This window comes from Fusobacterium sp. (genome assembly GCF_032477075.1).
In the GTDB taxonomy this organism is placed as follows: domain Bacteria; phylum Fusobacteriota; class Fusobacteriia; order Fusobacteriales; family Fusobacteriaceae; genus Fusobacterium_A.
On sequence record NZ_JAWDXO010000002.1, the window covers coordinates 184,287 to 204,210 of the forward strand.

Annotated in this window: 22 protein-coding genes; 9 read left to right on the forward strand and 13 right to left on the reverse strand. The window is 28.8% G+C overall.

Annotated features, from left to right (window positions below; all coding sequences use genetic code 11):
- Window positions 1–2: 2 nt before the first annotated feature.
- Together E6771_RS02005 and kdsB are read right to left on the reverse strand one after the other, a co-directional pair.
- Window positions 3–1,610, reverse strand: coding sequence for a SpoIID/LytB domain-containing protein (locus tag E6771_RS02005; protein WP_316089295.1), 1,608 nt, complete (start codon window positions 1,608–1,610; stop codon window positions 3–5).
- Window positions 1,611–1,634: 24 nt separating this feature from the next.
- The gene (gene kdsB, locus E6771_RS02010; protein WP_316089297.1) at window positions 1,635–2,375 is read right to left on the reverse strand and encodes a 3-deoxy-manno-octulosonate cytidylyltransferase; all 741 of its coding nucleotides are present in this window, start codon (window positions 2,373–2,375) and stop codon (window positions 1,635–1,637) included.
- Window positions 2,376–2,485: 110 nt separating this feature from the next.
- Between kdsB and E6771_RS02015 the strand changes: the two genes are divergently transcribed.
- The 3 genes from E6771_RS02015 to E6771_RS02025 are packed head-to-tail and all read left to right on the forward strand — an operon-like array spanning window position 2,486 to window position 4,683.
- Window positions 2,486–3,262 (forward strand): M48 family metallopeptidase, encoded by a 777-nt coding sequence (locus tag E6771_RS02015; RefSeq protein ID WP_316089299.1) that lies wholly within the window; start codon window positions 2,486–2,488, stop codon window positions 3,260–3,262.
- Between the two features lie 34 nt (window positions 3,263–3,296).
- Window positions 3,297–3,911, forward strand: coding sequence for a histidine phosphatase family protein (locus tag E6771_RS02020; RefSeq protein WP_316089301.1), 615 nt, complete (start codon window positions 3,297–3,299; stop codon window positions 3,909–3,911).
- Between the two features lie 16 nt (window positions 3,912–3,927).
- On the forward strand, window positions 3,928–4,683 hold the full coding sequence (locus tag E6771_RS02025) for an EI24 domain-containing protein (RefSeq protein WP_316089303.1): 756 nt from the start codon (window positions 3,928–3,930) through the stop codon (window positions 4,681–4,683).
- 176 nt (window positions 4,684–4,859) lie between these two features.
- Here E6771_RS02025 and E6771_RS02030 read toward each other — a convergent pair whose 3' ends face one another.
- Window positions 4,860–6,248 carry a PLP-dependent aminotransferase family protein gene (locus E6771_RS02030; protein ID WP_316089305.1) on the reverse strand — a complete coding sequence of 463 codons (1,389 nt, stop codon included), beginning with the start codon at window positions 6,246–6,248 and terminating at the stop codon, window positions 4,860–4,862.
- A 144-nt stretch (window positions 6,249–6,392) separates the two neighbouring features.
- Here E6771_RS02030 and pdxS point away from each other — a divergent pair, with 144 nt between their 5' ends.
- From pdxS to E6771_RS02050, 4 genes are all read left to right on the forward strand, one after another.
- The gene (gene pdxS / locus E6771_RS02035) at window positions 6,393–7,268 is read left to right on the forward strand and encodes a pyridoxal 5'-phosphate synthase lyase subunit PdxS (protein WP_316089307.1); all 876 of its coding nucleotides are present in this window, start codon (window positions 6,393–6,395) and stop codon (window positions 7,266–7,268) included.
- A 2-nt stretch (window positions 7,269–7,270) separates the two neighbouring features.
- Window positions 7,271–7,846, forward strand: coding sequence for a pyridoxal 5'-phosphate synthase glutaminase subunit PdxT (pdxT, locus tag E6771_RS02040; protein WP_316089309.1), 576 nt, complete (start codon window positions 7,271–7,273; stop codon window positions 7,844–7,846).
- Window positions 7,847–8,207: 361 nt separating this feature from the next.
- Window positions 8,208–9,746, forward strand: coding sequence for an ABC transporter substrate-binding protein (locus tag E6771_RS02045; RefSeq protein ID WP_316089311.1), 1,539 nt, complete (start codon window positions 8,208–8,210; stop codon window positions 9,744–9,746).
- A gap of 93 nt (window positions 9,747–9,839) precedes the next feature.
- Window positions 9,840–10,427 (forward strand): TMEM175 family protein, encoded by a 588-nt coding sequence (locus E6771_RS02050; RefSeq protein ID WP_316089313.1) that lies wholly within the window; start codon window positions 9,840–9,842, stop codon window positions 10,425–10,427.
- Window positions 10,428–10,429: 2 nt separating this feature from the next.
- Here E6771_RS02050 and E6771_RS02055 read toward each other — a convergent pair whose 3' ends face one another.
- From E6771_RS02055 to E6771_RS02095, 9 genes are all read right to left on the reverse strand, one after another.
- The gene (locus E6771_RS02055) at window positions 10,430–11,011 is read right to left on the reverse strand and encodes a DUF1963 domain-containing protein (RefSeq protein WP_316089314.1); all 582 of its coding nucleotides are present in this window, start codon (window positions 11,009–11,011) and stop codon (window positions 10,430–10,432) included.
- Window positions 10,999–11,265 (reverse strand): DUF1963 domain-containing protein, encoded by a 267-nt coding sequence (locus tag E6771_RS02060; RefSeq protein ID WP_316089316.1) that lies wholly within the window; start codon window positions 11,263–11,265, stop codon window positions 10,999–11,001. The genes E6771_RS02055 and E6771_RS02060 overlap by 13 nt, the downstream gene beginning before the upstream one ends.
- Window positions 11,266–11,302: 37 nt before the next feature.
- Window positions 11,303–12,043, reverse strand: a complete 741-nt coding sequence (locus E6771_RS02065; RefSeq protein WP_316089318.1) for a WGR domain-containing protein — start codon at window positions 12,041–12,043, stop codon at window positions 11,303–11,305.
- A gap of 105 nt (window positions 12,044–12,148) precedes the next feature.
- Complete coding sequence (locus tag E6771_RS02070) at window positions 12,149–12,673, reverse strand: peptidylprolyl isomerase (RefSeq protein WP_316089396.1); 525 nt, start codon at window positions 12,671–12,673, stop codon at window positions 12,149–12,151.
- A 159-nt stretch (window positions 12,674–12,832) separates the two neighbouring features.
- On the reverse strand, window positions 12,833–13,492 hold the full coding sequence (locus tag E6771_RS02075) for a hypothetical protein (RefSeq protein ID WP_316089320.1): 660 nt from the start codon (window positions 13,490–13,492) through the stop codon (window positions 12,833–12,835).
- Window positions 13,470–14,624 carry a class I SAM-dependent RNA methyltransferase gene (locus tag E6771_RS02080; protein WP_316089321.1) on the reverse strand — a complete coding sequence of 385 codons (1,155 nt, stop codon included), beginning with the start codon at window positions 14,622–14,624 and terminating at the stop codon, window positions 13,470–13,472. Before E6771_RS02080 ends, E6771_RS02075 begins: the two co-directional genes overlap by 23 nt.
- The gene (locus tag E6771_RS02085) at window positions 14,612–15,745 is read right to left on the reverse strand and encodes an AI-2E family transporter (RefSeq protein ID WP_316089324.1); all 1,134 of its coding nucleotides are present in this window, start codon (window positions 15,743–15,745) and stop codon (window positions 14,612–14,614) included. The genes E6771_RS02080 and E6771_RS02085 overlap by 13 nt, the downstream gene beginning before the upstream one ends.
- 9 nt (window positions 15,746–15,754) lie before the next feature.
- A complete protein-coding gene (locus tag E6771_RS02090) occupies window positions 15,755–16,159 on the reverse strand; it encodes a NusG domain II-containing protein (protein WP_316089327.1) in 405 nt (134 codons plus the stop codon).
- Between the two features lie 8 nt (window positions 16,160–16,167).
- Window positions 16,168–17,073, reverse strand: coding sequence for a phosphatidylserine decarboxylase (locus E6771_RS02095; RefSeq protein ID WP_316089330.1), 906 nt, complete (start codon window positions 17,071–17,073; stop codon window positions 16,168–16,170).
- Window positions 17,074–17,170: 97 nt separating this feature from the next.
- On the opposite strand from E6771_RS02095, the gene mgsA reads away from it, so the two are divergent.
- The gene (mgsA, locus tag E6771_RS02100) at window positions 17,171–17,539 is read left to right on the forward strand and encodes a methylglyoxal synthase (RefSeq protein WP_005952108.1); all 369 of its coding nucleotides are present in this window, start codon (window positions 17,171–17,173) and stop codon (window positions 17,537–17,539) included.
- Window positions 17,540–17,559: 20 nt separating this feature from the next.
- Here mgsA and E6771_RS02105 read toward each other — a convergent pair whose 3' ends face one another.
- Complete coding sequence (locus tag E6771_RS02105) at window positions 17,560–19,092, reverse strand: nicotinate phosphoribosyltransferase (RefSeq protein WP_316089332.1); 1,533 nt, start codon at window positions 19,090–19,092, stop codon at window positions 17,560–17,562.
- Window positions 19,093–19,283: 191 nt separating this feature from the next.
- Here E6771_RS02105 and dtd point away from each other — a divergent pair, with 191 nt between their 5' ends.
- The gene (gene dtd / locus E6771_RS02110) at window positions 19,284–19,742 is read left to right on the forward strand and encodes a D-aminoacyl-tRNA deacylase (protein ID WP_316089336.1); all 459 of its coding nucleotides are present in this window, start codon (window positions 19,284–19,286) and stop codon (window positions 19,740–19,742) included.
- The last annotated feature ends 182 nt before the right edge of the window (window positions 19,743–19,924 follow it).

The following is a 19,924-nucleotide window of genomic DNA, read 5'->3' on the forward strand; positions in this document are numbered from 1 at the left end:
TCTTACCATACATAATTTGCTGCTTCAGTAAATCCTCCTGATGTAGAAAAATATTTTGCATCTACTGGATTTTCCCCATGCATCAAAACTTTTCCTTTAGTACTTTCTATTGCCTCTTTAGCATCATCATTCTCAATTTGATTATTATACACTTGACTTTCAGTAGTGTCTTTTACATGAAATCCATCATTTTTATATCTGAATTTCAAATAATCACTTAATGCATAAGTTCTGGCTGCAATTGCTTGAGCTTTAAGAGCTTCTACTCCAAAACTTTGTGGCATTTCACTTGGTACTACTTGTTTCAGATAATCCTCCATATAAATCTCATTTATTATTCTTACACCTTTGCTGGAAGTTCTTGAAAGTTTCAATTCTATTGTCCCACGATAATTAGGATTTGTAGTATGCATCTTTTTTATTCCAGCCAAAGTGATGTAATATCCAGTCCCTTCAACTACTACTGGATTAACAGTTTTTACTCTCTGTTTTCCATTAACTTTTATAGAAAGCTTTTTCCCTTCATTTATAACCTCTATTTTATGTCTTACAGGTACATCTATTTTGAACCCTGAACCTACTATCCTTATTTTTCCACCACTATAAAGAGTAACTTTTGTATGATCTAATCCACCATTGCTATTACTTATCCCAACTCTAATATTTTTATCTACTTCTTTCATGCTGTACATATCCTTTATATCAGTATTGGGATAATATCTTTTTAGTACATCTTTATATGAATAATTATAATTTTTAGTTAAATCATAAGCTGTCCATTGTGGCATACCTACTCCATGACCATTTCCTCCACCATACAGAGTTATATTTCCAGAATTTTTTTCTATAGCAAAATAAGCTGATGGTAAAAGTGTTATATTATTCCTCAAAGCTTTTAAGTTATAATTTTCAGTTCCACCTTTTGTTCCATATAAAGGAATTGTTCTATTAGTTTTTGTACTATTTTTATCAGCAGTAAGAAGCTTTCTTATATTTAATTCTTTAGATACTAAAAATTTATTCTTATTAGTAGTTACTAAAAGATAAGTTATTACTCCAGATCTTCCTCTGGCAGCTACTTCTACATTTTTTACTTCTCCAACTGTTGCCCCTGTTATAGGAAGAGATTTCCATTCCCCATTGCTTAATGTCATCACATCTCTTGGTCTTACTTTGTATACCATAGGAAGATTACGAGCTGTTGAATTCATTAATTCTTTTTCCGTAAATGTTATCTTCCATCTCCAGTAATTAGAATTTGATCCATATCCTGTTATTGAAGTATCTTTAAAAAATTTAAGCATCTCTTTCTCATTATGCTTTTTAAAAAAACTATATCCATGTTCTTTTAATACATCATTTCCTGGTACAAGATACTCTACAGATTTCCCTTTAAAATTCTCTGGAATTGGAAGTCCATTTTGCTTAAAAAAACTGTAATCCAATTCATAATCAGCATCTGTATGCTGAGCTTTTTGTGGCTTAGAACTTGAAAATATTCCGCTAAATATACCTCCAGAAGAAGGTTTCTTAGAAGATGTAGAGCTACATCCGCCTATGAAAGCAGCCATTAATACAATTAGAAATATTTTACTTAATTTTTTTTTCATAAATTTTGTTCCCCCTGAATGATGTTATTTTATTTTTATGCTATGCTCTGTGATGTATTTTCTAACTTTATCTAATTCTTCTTGTGTATCCACTCCTATTATTTTATATGGAGTTTCTATAACCTTAATTTTATACCCATTTTCTAATACTCTAAGTTGCTCTAAAGATTCTGAACTCTCTAAAGGAGTAGAGTCCATTTTTGAATATTCCATTACAAAATCTCTTTTATATCCATATATTCCTATATGTTTGTAATAATTTTTCAAATCCAGATTTCTTGGATAAGGAATTACACTTCTTGAAAAATACATTGCAAAGTCATTTTTATCAGTCACCACTTTTACAGAATTTGGATTTTCTATTTCTTCCATAGTATTTAATTTATGTTTTAATGTGCTCATAAGAATAGATTTATCTTCTAAAAATGAATTAATTATAGAATTTATCATTTCAGGTTCTATTAAAGGTTCATCACCTTGAATATTTACAATAACATCATATTCAGAATATATCTCGCAAACTTCTGCTATTCTACTTGTTCCATTACTATGATCCTTTCTTGTCATAATAACATTTCCACCAAAAGATTTTATTTCTTTTACTATTCTCTCATCATCTGTTGCAATTACTACATTATCTAATTTTGACAAAAGAGCTCTTCTATATACCCATTCTACCATTGTAGACCCACATATATCTTTCAATGGTTTTCCCTCTAATCTTGTTGAGGCATATCTTGATGGTATAACTCCTAAAAATTTCAATTTACATCCTCCTTCAAATTGTGTAAAATAAATGTATTGATATTCTTATTATACCTAAAAATAAAAGAATATTCAAAGAAAAAATATCATATTTACATCGGAGGGATTTTATGAAAATGAAAAAAGTTTTATCATTGGTATTTTTGGCCCTTTTTCTTATCTCTTGTTCTAGCACTCCTATTACTGGAAGAAAACAACTTCTTTTAGTAAATGAAGAAGAAACTATTCAAAACAGTTATGCTCAATATGCCCAAGTTATTAAGCAAAGCACTGTGCTTAATAACAATGACGCTAAACTTGTAAAAAAAGTTGGAAACAACATTGCCAAGGCTGTAGAAAAATATTTTGAACTTCATCCTGAACAAAGAACATCTAAAGTTAAATATCAGTGGGAATTTAATCTTATAAAAGATGATACTCCTAATGCTTGGTGTATGCCTGGTGGTAAAGTTGCTTTCTATACTGGTATTCTTCCTTATACAAAAGGAGAACAAGGAATTGCAGTAGTTATGTCTCATGAAATTGCCCATGCAATAGCAGAACACAGTAGAGAACAGCAAAGTCAAAGCTTAGTCCAAGGTGGAGTAGGAGCAGTTCTTCAAACTGCCTTTGGTGTTCCTCAGGAACTTTATGGAAGTGCTTCTAATTTAGTTATGCTTGGATACAGCAGAAAACAAGAAACTGAAGCTGATGAACTTGGACTTATTTTTATGAAACTTGCTGGATATAATCCTAGTTATGCTCTTACTTTCTGGGAAAGAATGTCTAGTGCAGGTGGTGGAAAACAATCTCCTGAATTTTTAAGTACTCATCCTAATGATAAAACTAGAATAGAAAATATTAAAAAGTTTTTAAATAGTCCTACATTTTTAAATGTAAAAAAATAAAAAAATTTATAATTAAGAAGGGAAATATAAGCAAATGGAAATTTATTTTATCAGACATGGAGAAACATTATGGAATACTTTAAAAATATTTCAGGGGAGCTCTGATTCTCCACTTACAGAATTAGGAATATCACAGGCAGAAAAACTTTCAAAAAAACTTAAAGATATTGAATTTACAGACTTCTATTCTTCTCCTATGGGAAGAACTATTCAAACAGCAAAAATCATTATGGGAGACAGAAAACAAAAAATAAAATTTATAGAGGAATTTAAAGAAATATCTATGGGTGATATTGAAGGGGTTCCACGTTCAGAATTTGAAGAAAAATATCCAAAAGAATTTTATAATTTTTTTAATAATCCTGTAGATTATGATCCAAAAATTTATCATGGAGAAAATTATTATGAAGTAATAGAAAGAGTGAAAAAAGGATTAGATAAACTTTTATCGTATCTTAATAATAATGATAAAGTTGTGGTTGTTACTCATGGAGTAACTCTAAAAGCCTTGTTTCATATTATAACAAAAGAAAAAATGGATGAATTAGGAGCTGCTAAAGTTCCACAAAATACAAGTGTTTCAATAGTAAAGTATGAAAATGGAAAATTCAATATAGAAGTTTTTTCTGATACATCACATTTGGACTAATACAGGAGATTAAACTATGAAAAGTATAAAACTTGTTCTGGCTTCTTTTTCTGATTCTTTTAGAATCATTAATGAAGCTAAATTGAAAAAATATTATTTTCTGCCAGGAATTATTGGTATTCTCTTATTTCTAATTTTAATATTTCTAGCAAATTTACTTTCATTTGGAATAATGAATTCTCTGGAATCAATATTTGAATTAGAAAAATATCATGCCTTAATTTCTATTTTAATTAAAATAATAATATGGGTAGTAGCTGTTTTTCTCTATTTTCTAGTATATAAATCATTGCTGCTCCTACTCTTATCTCCAATACTGGGATATGTTTCTGAAAGAGTAGACAGTTTTCTTACAGGAAAAAAATATGATTTTACAGTCAAAGATAATATGAGATTCTTAATGAGAGGTGCTGAAGTAGGATTCAGAAGTTTTATTAAACAGCTTATTGGAACATGTGTTATTATGTTGCTAAGCTTTGTTTTTCCTATAAATTTATCTGTTCCTTTGCTCATATTTTTGCTTCAGGGATATTTTACAGGTTTTTCATTTATGGATTATACTCTGGAGAGATATAAATTTTCACCAAAAGAAAGTCTTGAATTCTTGAAAAAAAAGAGATTTTATTCTCTATTGTGTGGTAGTATATTTACACTTCTGTTTTTTATCCCTTTCATTGGGATATTTCTAGCTCCTCTTGTTACTTGTGTAGCTACTACCAAAGTAACTCTGGAACTGATAGAAAGAGATAAAACTCCAGAAATAATAGATTAATAAAAATAAAGAGAGTATAACTTTAAAAAATATAATTTTTAGAGTTATCTCTCTTTATATTTTATTTAAAATATTTCACTCCAAAAGCTATTATTACTAAAACAATTAATATTACTAATTTTATTTTTATTCTTTTTACATTTCCATCTCTTCTATTAAACATAATTCTTTTCTCCTTATCTTAATTCATCAATTACTTTTTCCAATATTTCTATTCCTTCATCTATCTCTTTTTCATTACATTGTGCAAAACTCAATCTTATATAATTATATGATTTTTCTGAAAATACTACTCCTGGCAGAATTCCTACTCCTCTTTTAGCAAGTTTCATATATACAGCTTCTCCTGTTATTTCTTTTGGAAGTTCTATCCAGAAACACATACCACCTTTAGGTTTATTAATTTTTATATTTTCTATTTTTTTTAGTCTGTTATACATATATTTTTGTTTCTTATGAAATTCTTTTCTGGATTTTTCTATATGTTTATTCCAGATGCCATTTTCTAAAAAATATTGAAAAACTCTTTGGTTTAAACCTGAATTAGATATATCACTTGAATATTTTCCTGCTAATACAGAATTTGCTATTTTCTCTGGAACTATCATAAATCCTAATCTAAACCCTGGCATAAATACTTTAGAATAACTTTTTATATATATTACTTTCTTATTTTTATCATAACTTTTTATACTTTTTATTTTTCTATCATCAAAATATATATCTGAGCTGCAGTCATCTTCTATAATATAAAAATCATACTTTTCAGCCAATTTTAAAAGTTCTATTCTCTTTTTTTCTGATATTGATATTCCAGTTGGGTTATGAAAAGTAGCTGCTGTATATATAAATTTTATTTTATCTCTTTTTAGAATATTTTCCAGTTCTTTTATATCAAGTCCATCTTTTTTCATAGATATTCTTTCTACTTTTGCTCCATTATTCTTAAAACTTACAATGGCACCTTTATATGCTGGATCTTCTGTAACTATAATATCCCCTGGATATATTAATGTTTTACTCAGTATATCTATCCCTTGCTGAGCCCCTGACATTATTTGAATATCTTTTATTTCTACATCTATCCCTTCATCTTTTAACTCTCTTTTTATAGTTTTACGAAGCTCAAGATAACCTTGGGGATTTTCATAAAGAAGTGCTTTTCCTCCATCCCTATCTAAAATATAATTAATTGCTTTTTTTAATTCTTCAATAGGAAAAAAATCAGCATTAGGTGATGCAGTGGAAAAATCTATTTTGTATTCAGAATTAAAATAACCATATTTAAATATTTCATTTTCCATATGATCTTCCAGATAGAATTTTTTCTCCCTGTTATATTTCACATATGCACCGCTGCCGCCTCTAAGATATATATACCCATTTTTTTCCAACTGTTCATATGCTTTTACCACTGTAGAAATACTCACTTCTAAATTTTTAGCAAGTTCTCTTATAGAAAATATTTTTCCTTTTAACTCTCCATTTTCTATCATTTCTTTTAATTTATAATAAAGCTGAAGATATATTTTTTCTCCATTCTCTGTAGATAACTCTATTTTCATCACTCCTCCAATAAAAAAGTGTTACGGTACAATTAGTATTTTTTAGAATTGAATAATTTTATATTTTTTTTTAATATACTGTATCGATACTCTTATTATAATATTAATCAATAAAATAATCAATAAATATATGGAGGTAAGACTATGTCAAGATATGATTTAAATAAAAATCTAGCTCAAATGTTAAAAGGTGGAGTAATAATGGATGTAACTACAGCTGCTGAAGCTAAAATAGCAGAAGAAGCTGGTGCATGTGCAGTAATGGCTCTTGAGAGAGTTCCTGCTGATATAAGAAAAAATGGTGGAGTAGCACGGATGTCAGACCCTAAAATGATAAAAGAAATACAAGCTGCTGTTTCTATTCCAGTAATGGCTAAAGTTAGAATAGGACATTTTGTAGAAGCTCAAATACTTGAAGCTCTTGAAATAGATTATATTGATGAAAGTGAAGTTCTTACTCCTGCAGATGATAGATTCCATGTTGATAAAACATTATTTAAAGTTCCATTTGTATGTGGTTCAAGGAATCTAGGTGAAGCCTTAAGAAGAATATCTGAAGGGGCAAGTATGATAAGAACTAAAGGAGAACCTGGAACTGGAGATGTTATAGAAGCTGTAAAACATATGAGAACATTAAATGAAGATATCAGAAAAGTAGTTTCTTCTCCTGAATCTGAACTTTATCATATTGCAAAAGAATTAGGAGCTCCATATGACTTAGTAAAATATATACATGAAAATGGAAAACTTCCTGTTGTAAATTTTGCTGCTGGAGGAGTTGCAACTCCTGCTGATGCTGCTCTTATGATGCAGCTTGGATGTGATGGTGTCTTCGTTGGATCTGGTATATTCAAATCTGGCGATCCTGCAAAAAGAGCTGCTGCTATTGTAAAAGCTGTAACTAATTATAATAATCCAAAAATTCTTGCTGAAATATCTGAGGATTTAGGAGAAGCAATGGTAGGTATTAATGTTTATTCTCTTACAGAAGATGAAAAAATGGCTAAAAGAGGTTGGTAGATATGAAAATTGGTATTTTAGCTCTTCAAGGAGCTTTCTTAGAGCATAAAAATATCCTTGATTTTTTAAAAATAGAAAGTTGTTTAATAAAAACTAAAGAACAGTTAGAAGACGTAGATGGTATAATACTTCCTGGAGGAGAAAGTACAGCTATGGGGAAACTTTTGAGAGATTTTAATATCCTTGAGCCTCTTAGAGAAAAAATAAAAAATGGTTTCCCTGTATTTGGTACTTGTTCTGGGATGATACTTCTTGCTGAAAAACTTTCAAACAGTGAAGTTGTACATTTAGGAGTTATGGGAATAGAAGTTAAAAGAAATGCTTATGGGAGACAATTAGGAAGTTTTGAAACAGAAGAAAATTTTAAGGGAATAGATAAAAAAGTTAAAATGGTTTTTATCAGAGCTCCCTATGTAGAAAAAACAAAAGAGAGTGTAGAAATATTGTCTACTGTAAATGGAAATATCACTGCTGTGAGAGAAAAAAATATGTTAGCTGTATCTTTCCATCCAGAGCTTACTAATGATGCTTCTGTTCATAAATATTTTCTGGATATTGTAAAAAAAAATAAAAAGTAGTTGACTTTTAAAAAAAATTAGAATATACTCATTACAAGAAATAAAACTATGAAAAAGGAGGTTATCAATATGACATTATCTAACTTAAACACTGTATTCCAATATTGGTGGTGGAGCTGCACAGAAAAACTGCATACAGAAATTTTTAATGTTAGATATAAGCTTGCGTCTTTTGATAACTTTTATACTTCTGTGTAAACTCCTTTAAAATATTTGAATATATAAATTATAATTTATATATCATGTTTTTTGGAGTCCACATGATATATATAAAAATATCATTTGTTTTTAAAGCAATCTAACCAGATTGCTTTTTTTTATTCTTAAAGAACTTTTTAACTATACAGAGGGGGAAACAAAAATGAAAAAGAAACTATTGGCTGTGATTTTTTTACTTACTTTTGCTTTATTATTAGGAGGAACAAAAGCTATAAAATCTGAATCTTCATCAGAAACTAAATTAAAAGATACTCTAGTTATCGCTCAAAAAGCTGAAATCAAAACTCTTGATCCACAAAAAAGTACAGATTCAGTATCTAATAAAATAATTCAGCTTATGTTTGATACTTTGATAACAATGGATAAAGATCTTAACCTTCTTCCAGGATTAGCAGAAAGCTGGGAATCTATTGATCCTTTAAATACAGTATTTCATTTGAAAAAAGGTGTAAGGTTTCATAATGGAGATATAATGACTGCTGAAGATGTAAAATTTTCTTTAGATAGAGCAAGAAGTCTACCACAATGTGCATATAATTTTACTCCAATAAAAGAAATTACTGTACTTGATGAAAACACTATCAACATTACTACAGATACTCCTTTTGGAAGTCTTTTAAATCAGCTCAGCATCACAAACTCTTCAATAGTAAATAAAGAACTTGTTGAAGCTTCAGAAGATGTATTTCTTACTAATCCTGTAGGAACTGGACAATTCAAATTTAAATCATGGGATATAGGAAACAAACTTACTATGGAAAGATTTGAGAATTACTATGGACCTATTTCAAAATTAAAAGAAGTAGTTATTAAGTTTATAACTGAAAATAACAGCAGAATGATTATGTTAGAAACTGGTGAAGCTGATATTTCTTTAGATATGGGAGTTATGGATTTAAAATCTATTAAAAATAATAATTCTTTAGACTTTATAGAAGTAGAAGCTCCTACAAGTCAATTTGTTGGTTTTGATAGTAAAAATGAACTATTAAAAGATAAAAGAGTAAGACAGGCAATAGCTTATGCAATAGATAACAATGCGATTACTCAGGCTATATATGGAGATTCTGCAACTCCTGGAACTTCTGTAGTTCCTCCTGCTATGACAGACTTCAATCCTGATGCTGAAAAATACGATTTAAATACTGCTAAATCTAAAGAACTTTTAGCAGAAGCTGGCTACCCTAATGGGTTCAATATTGAATTATGGGTAAGTGATGATTCTGCAAGAATTGATGCTTGTGTTATTATTCAGGAGCAGTTAAGAGAAATAGGAATTAATACTGAAATTAAGGTTTTCCAATGGGCTACTTATATTAAAATGATTGAAAATGAAAATGAGATAAAACCTATTTTTTATATGTCTTGGAATACAGCTAATGGGGATTGTGATAAAACTATGTATCCTCTTTTCCATTCATCTCAAATAAAAGGTTCTATGAATGTGACTGCTTTTATAAACAAAGAATTAGATGAAACTCTTGATAAAGCAAGAATAACAATGGATCCTAAAATTAGAAAAGAGCTTTATGGAAAAGCTCAAGAGATATTGCAGGAAGAAATCCCTCACTACACTATACTTTATCCAAAACTAAATCTTGGAATGAGAAAAAATATTCATAATCTTATTATGAAAAATAATGGATATTTAGATCTTACAAATGTATATGTAACTGAATAATAAAATTTCCCTCTCTAAAAAAAGCAATTCTTTAAAAGGAATTGCTTCTTTTTTTTCATATAATAATTAAAAGAAATAAAAAAGGAGTTATATATGTTTGAAAAAAATAGAGTAGAAGCATTCAGTGATGGAGTAATAGCCATCATTATAACAATAATGGTACTAGAATTAAAAGCTCCCCACAAAGCAGACATTTCTGAGCTTGCTAATTTATTTCCAAAATTCTCCAGTTATCTTTTAAGTTTTCTTTATGTAGGAATATACTGGAATAACCATCATCACACTTTCTCTGTTGTCAATAAAGTAAATGGAAAAATACTATGGGCAAATACTCATCTGCTCTTTTGGCTTTCTCTTATACCATTTACAACAAGTTGGATGGGTGAAACAAGCTTCTCTAAAATCTCTGTTATGCTCTATGGAGGAGTTCTTTTAGCCAGTTCTATAGCATACTTTATTTTAATTCATTTACTTATAAAACTACAAGGTAAAAATTCAAAATTAAAAAAAGCCATTGGAAATGATATAAAAGGGATAATTTCTCCTATTTTATATCTTACTGGAATAATTTCAGCATTGTTTCTTCCTGTAATTTCTTTATTTTTTTATGCCTTTACTGCTATATTGTGGATAATTCCTGATAATCGTATAGAAAAAATTCATCTGGAAGAAGAAAAATAAAATTAATAACATTGTAAGATGAGCCAAGAACTATCAAAATTTTTCTTTTTTAGCTCATCTTTTTTTATAAAGTAATATATTCTTCCACAATCTCCAAACATCAGTTCAAAATCATCATCTTCTACTGTATCTAACTGGAATAAAAGCTGCCATTCTTTACTGCCTTCATTCATTTTTTCTTTCATAGACTTTTCTAGTTCATGAGGTTTTCCACATGAAATCCCATTTGTGACTTCTTCACATTCTAATTTCATATCACCCTGTATAGCATCTGCATACCCTAAAAATTTACTTATAGTATTGCTGTCATTTTCAATATATTTCACAAGTTTTTCTTCATACTCATCATAAAATTCATCATTGATATCTTCATATCCCATGTCATTTAATATTTCGTCAAATTCTTCATAAGATGGAATATCCTTCCTATTACTGAAAACTATTCTTTTTTCTGGCATTTTATAATCTTTATCTAATTCTTTTGGAGATTCTCTTCTTTTTAATTTAGAGATATCTCCATTATAATAAAATACTTTTGCACTTCCTCTATCTTCTGGAGAAAATCCCCAAGTCATAGTTTCCATTTCATAAAAAAAGTACAACATTCCACTTTCAGGAAGCAGATTTCCTTATCATATTCTTTTATCTCTTTAAAATTAATCTGAACTAAAAAACTTAATGGTCTATTTTCTACTTTTCCTTTGTATCCTTTACCTTCATAATAATACCATTCAAAGTCTTCTGGTAAATCTGGTCTTCCTCCAAATTTTGAAACACCTATTGGAAGCTCACTTTCTATTTTCTTTTCAAAATTTATAAGAATTGTATCTTTTTCCATTTTTTTAAATAATTTTTCTAATTCGATATTCTCCTCCTTAATTTTCAAATTTTGCCATATCATTTTCCATCTCATCTATTATATCTGAATGATCATATCCTTCTATCTCCATTACTATATTCCATCTTTTTAATGACATTAAAGCCATTTTTTTTAGTTCTTTATCAATTTTCCCCATTATTTTTATTTGACCAAAAGCTGTTGCTATAATTACTTGATCATTTATTATAAGAAGATGTGAATTTTCTATACCACTGACTTTCTTCCCAGAAATAAAATTTTTCAAATCCTCTTTAAGTAAATTTTCTGGAGGACAATATATCATTTCCCAATTTTTTTCAATTACTTTTTTAGGAAAATTTTTTATATCATTATCTCCATTCTTTCTTATATATTCGCAAAGATAAAATAAGGTATCTGCTCCACTATCATTTCCAAAGGGAGATTCTTCCTCTCCACAGTCATAATAATTTTCTTTATTAAAATATTTATCAAACAAAGGGTGTGAAGTCTTTGGATGCAGTCCTATTTCTTCTGAATCAAAATAAAGATGATTATTAAAATCAAATTTTTCATCTTCTATATATCCTTTTTTTATTTTCTGGGCTATAAGTTTAAGAGCCTGTTTTTCACATTCTTCTGCAGTTTCAAATTCTTTTACTTCATATTTTCCTATAGTTCCGTTCTTTCCATAGTTTACAGCAAAATCTTTTCCACTATAATTTATCCACCAAAACTTATCTGATTTTTCATCTTTAAATTTAAATGCTTTTTTCATCATATCATCTCAATAAATTCTTAATTTGATATTACTTTTAAATTAAAAAAAAGTCAACCAACCACTGGTTTAAATAGCGCAGCTGGCAGTTGACTTTTATTTTTATTATTTTTTTAAATTTGGCATTGTTTGAATTAATATCTCATCCATTTTTTCTGTCATTTCTTTATTAGCTTCTAAAAATTTATCCACATCTCCAGTAATTTCTATTGTTTCAATAGTATCTCCCTGTTCTATTTTATTGACTACAGCTTGATCTGCATCAGAAACTACTTCTCCAAAAATAGTATGCTTGTAATTAAGCCATTCAGTTGGTACATGAGTTATAAAAAATTGAGAACCATTTGTTCCTGGTCCTGCATTAGCCATTGCTAATTTACCTGGTACATTAAATGTAAGTTCTTCAATAAATTCATCTCCAAATTGGTATCCAGGTCCTCCTGCTCCAGTTCCTGCAGGATCTCCACCTTGAATCATAAAATCTGCTATTACTCTATGAAACTTTAATCCATCATAATATCCTTTTTTTGCTAAATGTACAAAGTTTGTTACTGTTACAGGTGTAACTTCTGGAAATAATTTTAAATTTATCTCCCCTTTTGAAGTTTTTATTTTAGCATTTAATACTATATTTTCCACTTTTGTTCCCTCCTTAATATTTAAATCAGCTGAACGGCTCTTTCTCGAATGATAAAAAAAACCTCCTGCGATTATTAATAGCAATATTACTATTTTTACCATTTTCATTTTCTCCTCCATAATTCTATCATACTTTCCTAAAAATCATAATTATTTTTTCATAATTTTATTATAAGTTTCCAGCATTTCCTCTTTTGATATGGTTCCATATATTTCATATGGCCATTCTGATGCCAATCTTTTATTCAAGATATCAAGTTTTTCCTGAACTTTTAATATTTTCTCTTCTACTTTTCTGAATTCAGCTCTTACAGGTTGTAGTTTATAGATATATTCAATCTGTTCCTCTTCCTGTATTGCATTTTTCATTTCCATAGAGAGTTTTTCTTCCTCTTCTAGTATTTTATCAGCCCTATCTAAAAGTTCATATTTAGCCTTTTCAAGTTCTTTCTTTTCATATTGGAAAAATCTTTTCACTACTTCAGCTCCAGAATCTCCTTTTAGTTTTTCTCTTAATTCTATTTGATTTTTTATATATTCCTCATTAAAGTTATTTTCTTTCATTATATCTTCAATATATTTTTTAATAGTAGAAATTTGTTCTTCATCAAATTTTTTTACAATTTCTCCTGTCAATCCACCATAAAGCTTTTCATATTTTGGTATAACATCTCTTTCAAGTATTTCTATGCCTGAAATATCTCCAATTTTCTTCAGTTCATCTATTTTTTTATTTACTGACTTAAAAACTTGTAGTATTACTTCTATTGAAAATTTTAAAGTTTCATTATTTTTTATTGTTTTTTCCATTATTTTCTCCATAATATTGATAATAATAACATTTTATTCCACCATTGTATAATTTTCTATTTTTACTGGCTTTTTCGCCAAAACATTTTTCAAATTCTTCATATGAAGTGATTATATAGTAAGACCATTTTGGTATTCTCATTCTGCAAATATCTCCAAGAAGTCCATAAAGTCTTTCAACAGCTTTTTCATCAAGAAGTCTGTCTCCATATGGAGGATTTGTTATAAGGCACCCCTGTCTTGCTTCCATTTCAATATCAAGGAAATTTTTGCATTCCAATGTTATATCATCTTCCACTCCAGCTTTTCTTATATTTTCTTTAGCAATTTCAATAGTTTCAGGATCTATATCTGAACCATATATTTGTACTTTTTTTTCATAATCTTCATTTGAAAAAGCTTCATCTCTTACTTCTATCCATTCATTTTCAGTAATAATATTCCATCCTTCAGAAGCAAAATTCCTATTAGCTCCTGGAGCTATATTTCTAGCTATCATAGCTGCTTCTATTAATATAGTTCCTGTTCCACACATAGGATCTAGCAAAGGTCTTTCTCCTCCTACCCATCTTGACAACTTTACAAGAGCTGCTGCCATAGTTTCTTTTATAGGAGCTTCATTTTTTATAGCTCTATATCCTCTTTTATGTAATCCATCTCCACTTGTATCCATCATTACTATAAAAATATCATTGTGAGCTTGTATTTTGATTGCATATAAGGCTCCATCTTCATAAAAATAATCTTTTTTGTATCTTGCTTTCATTTTTTCTACCATAGCTTTTTTTGCTATTTTTTGTATATCTGATTTTGAAAAAAGTTTAGATTTTACAGAACTTACCCAACTAATAGGAAATTCTCCATTTTCAGGAATATAATCAGCCCACTCTATTTTTTTTATATTTCTAAAGAGCTCTTCAAAAGTAACTGCTTTAAATTCTCCCATCTTTACAAATATTCTATCTGCACATCTTAAATGTATATTTGCTCTAACTATATCTTTTACAGTTCCCTCAAATTCTACTCTTCCATTAAATGCTCTCACATTTTCAAATCCAAGCTCTATACATTCATCTTTTACAACACTTTCAAGCCCCATAGTACTTGAAGCTATCAAAGTTATTTTTTCCATTTTTTCTCCTTTTTATTTTTAATAATTTTACTGCTGCTATTATTATTCTTTTTTAGCTGTATTTCATAAATAAGTTTTATTATTCCAAAAACTGGGACTCCAAAAAACATTCCCATAGGTCCCATAAGACTCCCTCCAATAAGTACTGCTACTATTACCCAAAATGTACTCATTCCAACTGTTTCACTTACAATTCTTGGTCCCACAATCCATCCATCTACTGCCTGTCCTATTACCATTGCAAGAAAAAGATATATTATTTTTGAAGGTTCTGCTAAAATTACTAAAAATATAGCAATAGCTCCAGCAACAATAGAACCAACATATGGTATCATATTTCCCATTCCTATCATCAAAGAACTTAACAGAGCATATGGAACTCCTGTAGAAAATAATACTGCAAAAGTTACCACTCCTACGAAAGCAGAAGCTATGATTCTTCCCCATACATAATTTAAAAGAACATTTCTAGATTGATTAAGAAAATCACTCATATATATTCCTTTTTCTTTTCCAAAAATTATAGTAAGAATATTATTTAAAAATTTAATAAAATACTCTTTATCTAATAAAATAAATACTGCAAGAAAAAAACCTATAAAAAATTTACTAAGAGCAACAGTCCACCATACAATATTCAAAAGAACTGATATGCCAAATTCCTGTAAATTTCCTATATTTCTTTTTAATAGATTAATTATATTGTCTTCTATCTGTTTTTCTCCAATTATAAGTAATTCTTTTTCTTTAAGAAAATCAAGAACTCTTTTTATAAGATTTCCTAACTGTTCTTGCATATGAGGAAGTTTATTATATAATTCTTTAAAACTTTTCCCCAATTGCGGCAATATAAGACCCACAAATCCTATGACCCCTATTATTACTAATACAATGACTATTGATACAGATACCCAACGTTTAAGCTTAAATCTATTTTCTATTTTACTAACTAAAGGTTCCAAAAATATAGATATAAATAATGCATATATCATGGGTATGAGATAGCCAATATAAGTACTGTATATATCTTTAAAAGCATCATATTTCTGAAAAAAGCTTTGTATTAATATGAGTATTATTCCAGCTCCTAAAAATTTCAAAAAAGTCCATTTCTTTTCCACTATTCTCGCCTACCTTATTACGAAATCTAAATCCTCCCCATTACTGCTGTTTTTTGAATCCCCTACTATCTTTATTAAAAGTCTATCAGGAACACCTATTATAACTTCTCCAGGATCTTTTATCCAGCCTTGTTTTACATTTAGTTTCAAGGGCGAATTAGAAGTTGTAACTCTTACCATATTATCTTTAAATTTAACATTTACTCCTCCAAGATTTGTATCAACAAAAATATCTCTTTCTTCTTCTTGCAGTGGATATACATACTGCAGATCTCCATCTACATATATCTCTACTTTAGAAGCTTTTTCCTGAGATAATTCTGTGATATTTATTCCTAAAGTAATAAAGAAAAACAGAAGGAAGGAATATATAATCAAATCTCCTATTTTAAAATATTTTGCCTTTCTCTTCATATTTCTCCTTATCTTTTGTGGGAAATCCCTATTCTTTCCCCCATGTACACTTTTGTTTCAATTCCTTTTTTAGTATTTTCAATTAAATCTTTGTCTATATCTATTTTATCTTTTTCAAAAACTAACACACAGGTAGAACCTCCAAAAAAGAAATATCCCTTCTCTTCACCTTTTTTTACAAATGAACCTGCTGTATAAGTTTGCTTAATTCCCCCTACCATAGTGGCTCCAACTTCAAATATGGCTATATCCCCAAATTTTTCTGTGCTGAGAATAGAATACTCTCTCTTATTTTCACAGAATATTCTAAAATTTTTCTTAACAGCATGAGTAGAAACAGAATAATAATATCCATCTATCAAATTACTATTGCTTATTTTCCCGTCAGCAGGGAAATGAAACCGATGATAATCTACTGGAGCTAATCTGATGATAAGAAAGACTCCTCCCTCAAATTTTTCAGCTATTTCTTTATTTTTAAAAAACTCTCCCAGTGTAAATTTATCTCCTTTTATAAATAGTTCATCTTTATCTCTTAAATTTTCAAATACAATTATTTTTCCATCTGCTGGGGAAACAAGTATATCTTCATCTTGATTAATTGGTCTTCTTCCATCTTTTAATTCTCTATAAAAAAAATCATTAAAAGAAGTAAATTCTTTTATAGTTTTTTTTGCTTCTTCTATATTAATTCCAGCCTCTTCAATAAATGAAGGAATCTTTTTACAAGATTTTTTGCTGCTCATTTTTTTTCCATAATATTCAGTAAAAAATTTCTTTCTTACTATCATATTTAAAGGAAGTTCTCCAAGAGGATTATAATATAAAAATTTTAAGTATTTTTCTCCTGGAACTTTTTCAACAAGAATTTCCCCTGTTTTTCTTTCTATATATTTTATTTTACTAAAATCCACATTATCACCCTTTTTTATTTTGAAATTACTGGCAATTTCATTAAGAATTATTATATAATAACTATATCAACTAATTTCCAAAGGAGGAACTATAATAATGGAAAGAATCGCTCTTATAGCCCATGATAATATGAAAGATGAAATAGTTACTTTTGTAAAAGAAAACCTTGATTTTTTTAAAAACTTTGAATTAGTAGCCACTGGAACAACTGGAAAAAGAATAGCAGAAGCAACTGGATTAAATATACATAGATATCAATCTGGTCCAATAGGAGGGGATCAGCAAATTGGTGCTGATATTGCCCTTAACAAAATTAAGGCTGTATTCTTCTTAAGAGACCCCCTTACAGCCCAACCTCATGAACCAGATATTTCTGCCCTTATCAGACTTGCTGATGTACATAAAATTCCTATTGCTACTAATCTTTCTACTGCTCAATTACTAGTAATAGCTTTAAAAAAATGAATTTTAATATGATGACTCTCCTATTTTTTACGAGAGTCATCTTTTAATACTTCAGATTGTATAGTTTTAATCATGTCGTATTTTAATTTTATTAAATCTTCTGATAAGTCAACTTTATATTTATGAGGATTTTCCAATCTCTTTCTTTCTGCTGATATTTTTTCCAAACTTTCTAAATAATATTTTTGTGATCCTAGAACATCAAATAATTTATCATATTCTTCTGAAATAACTTCCCCACCCCTTACATATATTCTAGTAAGTTTTTTTACACTGTATGCCCCTTCTTTTAAATCACTAAATTTAAAATCATATTTTTCATCTCTGATAGTAATATCCTTTCCTTCTACTAATTTCTCTTTATCACTATCATTCTTTACAAGAGTTATTAAATCAGCATAAGCAAGTCCTTCTTTATCATATATTCTATAGACTTCTTTAAATCCAGGATTAGATATTTTTATAATATCTTCTGATAATTTTATTACTGGTTCATTATCTATTTCAACTATTTTATATACTCCACCAAAACATGGATTAGATTTACTTACAGCAATCTCATCTCCTACCCCATATGTATCTGCACATACTCCTTGCTCTCTCAATGATCTTATAAGTTCTTCATTCAATGAATTAGTAAGAAAAATTTTTGCCTTTGTAAGTCCTGCTTCATCCAGCATAGCTCTACATTTTTTAGAAAGATAAGCAAGGTCTCCTGAATCTATTCTTATCCCATATATTCCAGGATAATTATCATCTATTCCACAAGCTTTGAATGAATCAATTGCATTTCTTATTCCTATTCCAATAGTATTATATGTATCTATAAGAAGAATAAGAGCATTTGATTTTCTATTTCTTCTATGTTTTATAAATGTATCAAATGCTATTCTTTCAGCATGGCTTCCCACTCCAAAAGTCTGAATATATGAATGAGCCATGGTACCTATACTTGGGACTCCATATTTATATTCAGTCATAAGATTTGAATGACTTGCACATCCTCCTATAACAGCAGCTTTATTCCCTGCCACTGCACTGTCAAATCCATGAGCTCTTCTGCTTCCAAAAGATGAAACCTGTACAGGATAAGCTGCTCTTGTTACTCTCGAAGCTTTTGTAGCTATAGCCATCTGCATATTCATTATATTTAATATAGGAGTTTCTAATATTTTTGCTTCTATTAAAGGAGCTTTTATAGTTATAACAGGTTCGTTTGGATATGCTATCTCTCCATCTCTCATAGCATATATATCCCCAGTAAACTTTATTTTAGAAAGATACTCAACTAAATGTTCTTCATAAATAAGTTTTGAAAAATACATTCTCTTTTCTTCTTCACTTGTACTATTCAAAATTTCAATAAGATTTATAACCTCCTGTATTCCTGAAACTACAGCAAATCCTCCATCCTCTGTCTTTCTAAAAAACATATCAAAAACAGCTTCTTTCTCCTCCATATGTTCTGTCAAGAAAATATCACTTTCTGTATACTGGTATCTATCTGAATTTATTACTCTTGCAAACTCTGTTAAAACTATCTCTTTTCTCATATTTTAGCTCCTTTTTATACAAAAATATAATCTATAAAATAATACATTTTATCTCATTAATTATATCATTTATTTAACATTTTTCCAAATCCTTATTTAATCTAAATCATTTAATCTATTAATTTTTAATTCTTGCAAAAGTTAGAAATTTATAATAGAATTAACTAGATTAAATTATTTGAGGTGAAAAGATGAGAGCAGTTATTCAAAGAGTAAAACATTCAAGTGTTGCTGTTGATGGAAAAATTCTAGGAAAAATAGGAAATGGTCTTTTAGTCCTTCTTGGAATAACTCATACAGATACAGAGAAAGAAGTTAATTGGTTGGCAGCCAAGATTAAAGACCTTAGAATATTCGAAGATGAAAAAGGAAAAATGAATTTAGGACTGGAAGATATCAAAGGAGAGCTTTTAGTTATATCTCAGTTTACTCTTTATGGAAACTGTATTAAAGGACGTCGTCCTGGATTTACTGAAGCTGCAAGACCAGATCTTGCTGAACCATTATATAAAAAATTCTTAGAAAAGTGCAGAAGTTTTGGAATAAAAACTGAATGTGGAGAATTTGGTGCTGACATGAAAGTTGAGCTTCTTAATGATGGGCCAGTAACATTGATAATTGATACAAAAGATATTGCAAATTTAAAATAAAAAGAAGAAAAGAGCCTTCTTCTTTCTCTTTATAAAATTCTTTCTGTTGATTTAATAGCTATTGAATGGTATTATATATGTAAAAGATATCATTCAGCAGCTATTTTTTTATACTCTGAAAGATATTTTTTATTTTTGACTATATACTAACTTAAAACAATGAGATATTAAGATACCTCAAA